Genomic DNA, 8986 nt, shown 5'->3' with positions numbered 1-8986 from the left:
GATTCAGGAGATGACCTGCTGGACGTTCTCGGCGACGTACCGCTGCCGACGACGGCGAGGACCAGCGCCTTGCCGTCGGCGAGCAGGCGGTGAAGCCACTCTGGCCACGGTTCGCGGCGACGAGGTTGATCCTGGCTCCGGTAGCGAGTTTTGGCCCCACTATCCGACGAGATCCGGACCCACTTGGCGATCTTCGGGAGGCTTGATCTCCGACGAGATCTGGCCCCACCCGGAGCCCTCCTCGCCGGCGATTGTGGTGCTCGCTCGCCGCAGGTCCAGGTCGTTCGTCCTCGCTTCGCTGCGGGCGCTCCACCTGGACCTGCGGCTTCGCCGAGGACCGGATCGGCAGCTACGAGGAGGACGGGGATCTCTGCCCCAGCCGTGGCACGGCACAGGTGGAGCCAGAAGTCGTCGGACGTCATTCTCCGATCAAGAAGGGTGGGGCCGCGTCTCGTCGGAAGGTGGGGCCAGAGGAAACGCTCATAGCCAGTTGATCCCGAAGTCGCCCGCCCCGCCCCGCCACGGCCAGGCCAGGCCGTCCACTGCCAGACCTCGGAGAACCTCTCGGTCCATCCCGGGTCGGCCGCCAGGTACGTCTTGATCAGCCGCTCGAACTTGTCACCCTTGTCTCGCTCGTCCAGCGAGGCGGCACGAGGATCCCCCGGCAACCCGCGAATCGTGATCCCCACGGGCGATAGTCTGCCGCACAGGTCTGACAATCACGCCAAGACCCTTGCGACACGGTCAACACCCGGCTGCAGATCGTCCTGCAGCGCGGCGGCCAGGTCAGGGGCGAGGTCCCAGTGGGTCGCCGGTTCCCAGCCGGGACAGAAGCCGGCCCGCAGCGCCGGCCTGCGCCTTCGAGACATGGAACAGCGCGTCGCCTACAGCGAGAAACGCGACTAGGCCCGATCCCACGGCCCTGCCCGGCGTTGTCGTGCTCCGCGAGCGAATCGACCCGTGCCGTGCGAGTCCTGGCGCGGGTCCGCCGTCATGCGGTAGTTCGCGGGACGCGCAGGTGGGAGTCGGTGAGTGCGAGGGCCGCGCTGACCGATGCGTCGAGGGAGCCGGATAGCTCCGGCGGCAACGCCCCACGCCGGAGCCCGGCTGCGGAGACCAGTTCGGCGAGGCTCTCCCGGCACCTCGGGGCGAGGGCCAGAGCGGGCATTGGGGTCGTGAGGATGTCGTGGGCGGCGTGCCCATCACCGGTGGCAAGAATGTCGTCGCTGATTCGGGTTATTACGGCGCTGGCGCCATCCGGGCTGGTGCAGGCGGCGAGCGTTGCGACGGTAAGGCCAAGCCGGACGCGGAAGACGATGTGGTCGGGCGTCACGTTGTCGTCGAGGAAGTGCACGATCATTGCGTCGATGGCCGCGGCGGCGTCGGAAGGGGCGGCGCACATGACGGTGAGGCAGGCGGCCACGTGTCGTTCCCACCGCTCGGTGATCGTGGAGGCGGTGAGCAACTCCCGGGCGGCGTCGCTGTCTCCAGCGAGAAGGGCTGCGATGATCATGGCCTGGCGACCTTCCAGGAGGTGGCCAGCGACGCCGCGGTGGTGTAGGGCGAATTCCGCCGCCTGGTCCCATCGGCCGGCCATCGCGTGTGCGCGGATGCCGTCAGTCAGGCACTGACGCCAGACGGACTGGCGGAGTTCACGGTGCTCGTCGTGTGTGCCGATCAGGCCGGCAAGGGGGAGTGCCCGGCCATCGAGGGAGATATCGGCGCCGGTGGTAGCCGCGCGAAGGATGAGGTCGAGGAGACGGAGAGCGTCGTCCGGCTGCCCGGCGCGTAGGCGAAGCCGAATCAGGTTGAGGGCCGGGCCGAGCATCCGTTTGGCGAGTGGCACCGTGAGCGGGCGGGGGGCATGGCGGTAGGCGTCGATGTGCCGCCAGCACAGGGCATAGGCCAGGTCGGGCAGGCCGCAGTCGCTCGCCACGAGCGCGGCCAGGTTCAGTGCTTGCGACGCTGCGGTGAGGGCGTCCTCGCCTGCACCGCGGGCGTTGCGGACGATGTCGTCGATCTCCGCGAGCCGGACGGGGAGCGGCGGACAAGGGAGACGGGCCCAGCCGATCAGGGGGAACCACCGCAGCGCGGTGCTCAGGGTGGCGTCGTTCATGGGTCAGTCCTCGGGAAGGCATGCGCTGATCGCCGTGCGCGCGAGGACAGCCTGTGTGGAGGCGGAGAAGCCGAACCTGTTCCAGTGGAAGATCACCATGTGGGCAAGGACGGCGCGTAGCCCCCGGCTCAGGGCGCCAGCGGTGGCCGCCACGCAGAGGCGTCGTCCTGCCTCCTCGAAGGCGTCACGCCACGGGGCGGCGAGCGCGGCCGGCCCGCTGGCGGTGAACAGTGGGGATTCCGGTTGGGTGGGCGTGGCGAGCAGGACGCGGAGCTGGGCGGCGAGTGCGGTTCTCACGTTGGCCGTGGTCGGCGGGTTTGGGCGCATCGCGGCCACACGAGCAAAGATGTCGCCCCGCTCATACCAGTCCAGTCCAGCGGCGGCGCACATGGCGCTGATCAGCAGAATGGACAGCTCGCGGCTGCCCAGTAGCGCGTTTCCGCGGCGGAGGTGGTCGAGGACTCCGGCGGAGTCGGCGCAGAACAGCGCGTGGGCGATACCGATACCGGTGTCCCCGCCGAACGCCGCTGTTTCCGGTTCGTAGATGGCGGGGCTCCACGCCGCAATGACTCCAGCGGCGGCCAGGTCGTCGAGTAGCTGGCGCACCGTGTCCATGTCGGCGTCGAGGAGGCGTATTCGCCAGCCGGGAGGCTTGTTCATGTGCCACCAGCCGGATGCGGCGCCGCCCGCCACGAGCATGTCGAGCCGTGGACCGACGAAGGTCGCCAGGGTACGGTCGGCCGGGTCATGGCCGGCGGGGTAGACGTTGACCTGCTGCCATGGTGCGGCGGCGCGTCGTTCGAGCGCGGCGATCCCGGCCAGGTGGTAGGCGTCGGTCGCGTCCGCGAGGTCGGCCGGTTCCAGGCCCGCCTCGGCCGCGGTGGCAGCGGTGTCGCGCCCGGCGAGAACGGCACGGACGGCGTTGGCGACCCGTTCGGCGGCCGGCGGGGTCAGCAGAGCAGCAGGCATGAGTCCCATCCGGATAGAGGTGCGCCTTTCCGACGCGCCGTCTCAAGTACGAGTCGGATGCCTGTGTCGCCGGTGAGCAGCGTGGTGGACCCGTCGGTGGTGCTCGCTCGTGCCGCGAGGAGGGCGGAAAGCTCGGGTAGGTGGGCGCCGATGCCGGGGGTGATCGCGTCGGCGGCGGCGCGGGTCGCTGTCTGGTAGACGCCGGCGAGGCCGTGGCACAGGCCCGCGTCAGAAAGTCTGGCGAGTTGGGGGCTGGCCAGACAGGCGGCGAAGGTGTGCTCGGCGGCCGTTTGGCGGGCGGGATCCCCGATTGCGAGGGCGGCGAGTTGGAGGGCACGGGCGATACCGGGCGTTCCGTAGCACCAGGATGATCTTCCCGGACCTGGCTGGGAAGGACGCCCGGTGCGCAGATCTTGGCGGGTGATCCACTGCGGCCACCATGGTCCCTCGTCCGAGTCCTGGCGCCACTGGTCGAACCAGGCGGACAGAACGTGGATCGCGTCGTGTTGGCCGTCAACGGTGTGACCGCCCCGGGTGGCGAGCGCGAGCACCGCGAGGATGCCGGCGACGCCGTGCGCCATGCCCAGGTTCGCGTGGCCGTCCGGAGTGGGGGACAGCGGGTCGGGGTCGCGGGCGGCCCACCAGCCCGGGGCCTGGAGCCCGTCGAGAGTGAGGGGTCGGGTCGCGAGTCGCGTGAGGTAGGTGAGGACGTCGGCGAGGGTGTCGCTGGCCGGGGCGGTGCGCAGCAGGACGAGTCCAAGTCCGGTGAGCCCGTAGAAGAGGTCGTATTCGTCGAACGTGCCGGGTGCTTCGCGCGCGATGCGGGCCCTGGCGGCGTCGAGCCGTCGACGCGTGATGCGGTGTAGGTGGCGGCCGAGCGTGCGAGCGGCGTACTGGTAGCGGGGTTGCCCGTCCGCAGCGGCGGCATGCAGCACGAAGCGCAGGGCCGGCGCACCGTGGACGAGGCACCCGCTCGGACTGCCGTCCACCGGTCCAGACGTGGCGAGAACGAGGGCCTCGTGCGCGTCCTGCCAGGTACCGGCACCTGTGAGGGCGAGCTCGATGCGCAGCAGAGCGATGCCGGCCGTGCCGTGGGCGAGTGACTGGGTTTCCGCCTGCCGGGCGTTGATCGTCGGTGTGGTCACAGGTGGCCTCCCTTGCCGAGCTGGCGCAGGGCGGCGGCGCGGGCAAGTCGTCCGGTCTGCTTCTCGAAGGCGGGATCGACTCCGACGGCGCGCGTGTGGTGCTCGTGCAGCAGGGTTCGTAGGACGGTGCCTGGGTCGCGCTGCGTGGACAGTTGCTCGTGGTAGGCGGCGAGTGCCGTGTCGCGGCTGGTCCATGTCTGCGCGACCGCGTCCCCGCCGGGCAGCGTGGCCAGTGCGTGCGGTCCGCTGACCGGGTCAGCGAGGTCGCGGGCCAGATCGCGCAGGTTCCGATCCAGCGGGCCACTTCCCTGGTCCAGGCAGCGGGTCAGAGCCCGGTGTCCGGTCGCGGGGTCGGGGGCGAACGCGGCGGCGATCCGAGCCATCGACGCGGCGGCGAGCGCCTGGCCTGGTACACCGCTGGCGGCCGTGGCGAGTTGGGCGACCGCTGCGGCCGTGTCCGCCGCCCATACCCCCTCCGCGGTGGCCAGCGCGCGGCCTGTCCCATACCGGCCGGGCTGGTCGTAGTACGGGACGAAGCTCAACGTGGCGGGCATGCCACGCGCCTCGAGGTCGGCGGCGAACCGGGCGAGGTCGGCGGCGAGCGGGGCGAAGCCGTCGGAATCGGTGAGTCGTAGGTGCACGGAGATGTGCTGCGGGATCTCCGGGTGGATCATGTCGCGGTAGCGACGTACCCACCAGCGCTTGGCCACTGGGTGGAGAGAACCAGCGAGCCGGGGGAGGTGGACGGCGATGAGATCATCGAACCGTGCCGGGTTGCCGATGATCCGGGCGCACACCATCAGGCCTGTCCCTGGCCGATGTACGCCGCCTGGCGGAGTCGTAGCCGGAAGGGGACGTGGTGGAGGGCTTGCGAGGGTAAGCGGGATGAGTAGCTCAGCGGGCCGGCCGAGCCAGTCGTTGGCCCCGGTCGGGCTGTCTTCGCGGAGCTCGGCGCGCGAGGTCCGGCTGAGGTAGGTGTGCAGGAGTTGCCGGTCGAGTGGGTGTTCCAGGTCCAGCGGGAGCCGCTGCTCGCCGTCGCAGATCACTATGCGGGCGGGAACCCGCCACTGGTGCCGCCAGGCGGCCAACCGCGCGTCGAAGTTGACGCCAGGGCAGGCGGCGAGGGCGGTTTCCTCAAGGTTCCAGCGGGCCGGAAAGAGGATCGTCCTGCGGTAACGGATGCGGGGTACGTAGGGCAGGACCCGGGCGGCGCCAAGGTCGAACGGGCGCAGTTCGGCGCACCGGGCGTTCGCGACCTCGGCGAGGAAGCGGGCGAGCGGCGGGGTGTAGGCCGTCATCTCCAGCGCGTGTGGAATGTGCGGCACGACGCGCTGTCCCGTAGGTACGTGGACGAGGTATAGCTGTGCTCCGTCGGCGGTCACGGCCAGGTCGTCCACGGCGATGGCCGTCTTCGTGTCGGCGGGGTGCTCGCCGATGGGGACGACGGTGTCCAGCAGCGGTGCGACCCGGGTCATGTGTGCGGTGCGCGGCACACGGGGCGGAAACGACACCTGCACGTCGAGGGTTTCCGCACCAGGGCGCGTAGTTCGGAAGGTCGCTGCGAGTGCCGCCCGTTCCGCGGCGGTCAGTAGATGGCTGAACCGGCCGGCCATGCTGCCGGGGACACGAGCCACCCCGGTTACCCGCAGGGTGAACTGTCCGGCGTTGATCGCCGCGGTGGATCGGGCCTGCAGGGCGACGGCGATCTCGCCGCGTGGCGGTGGTACGACCGCGTCGGGATCGCCGACCGTGAGCGCGCGCACGTCGTCACCGGTCAGGCGGATCTCGTCGGTGCCGTCGAGCGCGGCCCGCTGGATCAGTGCCAGCAGCGCCGCGTCGCGCTCCGTCAACGTCCGCCACACCGGGCGCGCGGTCGGCGCGCCGAGGTAGCCGTCGGGATAGCCGAGGCCGGAGTCGGCGACGAGGTCCCGGACCGGCACGAGTACACCAGGGCCGTACCGTTCTTTGAACCGTGCCTGGTATTCCAGCCAGGACATCACGCCGAACGGGCGGGTTGTCAGGCGAAGAAGCACGTCGGCTGCGGCGGCGGCCTCCTCCAGCACCGAGCCTGGGATCGTGACACACGCGTCGAGTCGCGTGTCCAACGCCAGGGGGTAGTCGGCGTCGGCCGTCAGCGCAGCCATCCGCCCACCGGCGGCTACGCGCAACGCCACAGCCTCCGACGGGCGGCTGCAGTCGTTGTGTGCGGCGATCAGGCAGGCGATGTCAGCCAGCTCGCAGAGCACGGTGGTGATCTCTGGCACCTGGTCCGCGCCGGCCGCGCGCAGCCCGGCGCATAGGTATTCCAACGGGTCGTCGGCGGTCATCGGCGGATGGAGGCCAGTGATCAGGAAGTCCCCGTCGATGAGGTCACCGAGAAGCGTGCGGCCTCGGTCCGCCGCCGCCCCGGGGAACCGGTTCGTGAGCGCGTCGGCGAGCGCGGCGACGCTGATCGGTGACGAGGCCATCTCCATCGCGGACCGCACGGGCTCGGTCGCGCGGATCGACGCCTCCCGAGCCGGACCCGGTGTCCGAGCGCCAGGAGCGGCGCGGAGCGTCAGGGTCAGCCGGCCGTCCCGGACGATCGCGGTGGAGTCCGCCACGACGGTAAGGCGCTCCCACAGGGCCGAGGTGCGGCTGAGCTCCCGCGCCAGACTCGCGATCCACGCGGCATCCGGACGAGCGAGCACACGATGCGCGTGACCGACGCTCGCCGAGGCCGGTCCAACGGCGACGGGGACGACTCCGGCGAACAAGCCGAACGGAGTGACCCGCCGCTGCCACCGCAGCAGGTAGGAAGCGAGCGACAGCACCGCGCGCCGCAGGTCACGGGCGGTGGGATGCCCGGACCCGGACACGATGTCCTGCACCCGCGCGGCAAGGTCTCGACTCGCGGCGGTCACGGCGTCGCGCACGTCCTCGCGCGACCAGGTCTTCGCGAGCCAGGCCCCGCCCTCGGCTTCGACGGCTCCCGGATCGGCCAGGTCCAGGTCGGACGGCAGGTCGAGATCTCCGGGATCTGTCGTCGACCGGAGCAGAACCACGCCGTGATGCTGGTACCGCGCGGCCATGGCGGACTCCCTGCTCAGGCGACACAAAGGGGATCGGGGCGGGGCCGCCGGCATGCGAGGCGGGGTGCCGGCGGCCAGATCGAGTCAGGACGGGTCGTCGGAGATGCTGGAGCAGGCACTCGGCTGGCAGGTCGACCCGCAGTTGTCGTCCGTGGCGCACATCGTGATGACCAGCGGGCCAGCCGCCTCAATCACCCTCAGGTCGAGGTCCGCGTCGAACGGGTCGGTGTCGCCAGACACCGGCGCGGGCGCGAGAACGGAAGGGAAAGGCGTCATGTGCTGGCTCTCCTTATCAACAAAGCGGACTACTCGGATCGCGTGAACAGAGATGTACCGAGGGGTTGCCGAGCAGTGCGAGCCTGCCCTCGTTAGCCGGCCGGCGGCCAAGTGACGGTGGCGGTGCCATGGCCCTTCCGGTAAACACAGACGGGGGCCTCACCGGGCAAAGGGATCGTGATCCCGGCAGGCCAGTAGGCAAAACCGTCGCCCGGAATCTCCCTGCCGTGGGCGTCCCAGTCCTTGATCTGGGCGACCAACGCCTCAGCGGCCTCGACGGCGTGCGGCCCGTACCCTCGCGCGCCGAACTCGTACTCCCCGCCGGGAGTGTCGGTCGCGCGGAGTTCCATCACGCAGAACGAGTCGCCGATCACGCCGCCGAACGGGAACCACGTTCTGCACACGCCCTCAGCCGCCATCGGCGTGCCAGACCCCGCCTCGACCCGGCAGAAACCCGGCAGGAACCCGGCGAGCCACAGGTGAAGGTCCGCGAAGTCGACCTGGTCCGGGATCGTGAGCCCAGACCACGCCTTGACCGGCCCGGACTCCAACGCCCCCTCCAGCAGGCTTGGGTCGTCCAGTTCGGTCTCGTCGAACAGGAGCGTCACGTGTCCGCCCGCGGGGTCACGCAGCGGCAGCCGGCGCTCCATCCGCGCGCCCAACCCCTGCATCGGCACGAACCCACAGAGCTGCGCTGACGTGCTCGTCCAGTGCTCGCCTGCGCGGCGGAACGCGAGGGAACGGGTGAACGTATTCATCCGCAGCGGGACCACGATCACACCGTCGGGGGCCAGCTGCTCCAGCCACGCTGGCGCGATGTCCCACGCGCCGACCGTGACCACAACCGCGTCATAATCCCCGTGCTCCGGAACGCCGTGCTCCGCATCCGCGGTGACGACGACGACCCGGCCGCCATACCCGGCGGCGTCCAGCCCAGCGGTCGCCCGGGCGGTCACGTCCGGGTCGATGTCCACGGTCACCACCAGGCCCTTCTCGCCGGTGATCTCGGCGATCAGCGCCGCGTTGTAGCCCCCACTGCCCACCTCCATGACCCGCATCCCCGGCGCGATACCGGCCTGCGCGATCATCCGGGCCTGCAACCACGGTGCCGACACCGTCGACATGCTCGCGCCGTCCTCGCCCACCTTCGTGATCACGGACTGGCCGACGTCGTAGGACGTGTCCAGTGGCGTGCCATCCGGGACGAACAAGTGCCGCGGGACGGCCCGGAACGCGGCCTCCACCTCGGGCCCGCCGATCCAGCCGTCGGCGATAAGCCTGTCGGTCATCGCCGCGCGCAACTCGTCCGCTTCGCTGGAACTGGCGGCGCCGGGGGCCTGGGTCACGTCGCGCTCCTGTGGTGGTCATCGGGTGGCGCGATCACCGTAGGGCGGGCGAGATCACCAGGG

General features: G+C 70.8%; 6 protein-coding genes. All 6 read right to left on the bottom strand.

From position 1 onward, the window contains the following. Positions 1-991 precede the first annotated feature (991 nt). Positions 992-2116: a hypothetical protein gene (locus BCD48_RS08745; protein WP_071047818.1), complete on the bottom strand. Its 1125-nt coding sequence runs from the start codon at positions 2114-2116 to the stop codon at positions 992-994. 3 nt (positions 2117-2119) lie between these two features. Next, positions 2120-3085, bottom strand: a complete 966-nt coding sequence (locus BCD48_RS08740) for a thiopeptide-type bacteriocin biosynthesis protein (RefSeq protein ID WP_071047817.1) — start codon at positions 3083-3085, stop codon at positions 2120-2122. Beyond that, entirely contained in the window at positions 3067-4230 is a 1164-nt protein-coding gene (locus BCD48_RS08735; RefSeq protein ID WP_071047816.1) for a lanthionine synthetase C family protein, read from the bottom strand. Before BCD48_RS08735 ends, BCD48_RS08740 begins: the two co-directional genes overlap by 19 nt. Beyond that, positions 4227-7301, bottom strand: a complete 3075-nt coding sequence (locus BCD48_RS08730; RefSeq protein ID WP_071047815.1) for a lantibiotic dehydratase — start codon at positions 7299-7301, stop codon at positions 4227-4229. Before BCD48_RS08730 ends, BCD48_RS08735 begins: the two co-directional genes overlap by 4 nt. Positions 7302-7385: 84 nt before the next feature. Further along, positions 7386-7577: an FxLD family lanthipeptide gene (locus BCD48_RS08725; RefSeq protein ID WP_071047814.1), complete on the bottom strand. Its 192-nt coding sequence runs from the start codon at positions 7575-7577 to the stop codon at positions 7386-7388. A 92-nt stretch (positions 7578-7669) separates the two neighbouring features. Continuing rightward, a complete protein-coding gene (gene fxlM / locus BCD48_RS08720) occupies positions 7670-8923 on the bottom strand; it encodes a methyltransferase, FxLD system (protein ID WP_071047813.1) in 1254 nt (417 codons plus the stop codon). Positions 8924-8986: the final 63 nt, after the last annotated feature.

Origin of the sequence: Pseudofrankia coriaricola (assembly GCF_001854805.1) — a bacterium.
Lineage (GTDB): Bacteria > Actinomycetota > Actinomycetes > Frankiales > Frankiaceae > Pseudofrankia.
This window is presented reverse-complemented; position numbering and strand designations above follow the sequence as displayed.

Bases quoted from the DNA above. Each gene is read 5' to 3' on its own strand.
- BCD48_RS08745 (WP_071047818.1), bottom strand. From the start codon at position 2,116: ATGAACGACGCCACCCTGAGCACCGCGCTGCGGTGGTTCCCCCTGATC.
- BCD48_RS08740 (WP_071047817.1), bottom strand. From the start codon at position 3,085: ATGCCTGCTGCTCTGCTGACCCCGCCGGCCGCCGAACGGGTCGCCAAC.
- BCD48_RS08730 (WP_071047815.1), bottom strand. From the start codon at position 7,301: ATGGCCGCGCGGTACCAGCATCACGGCGTGGTTCTGCTCCGGTCGACG.
- BCD48_RS08725 (WP_071047814.1), bottom strand. From the start codon at position 7,577: ATGACGCCTTTCCCTTCCGTTCTCGCGCCCGCGCCGGTGTCTGGCGAC.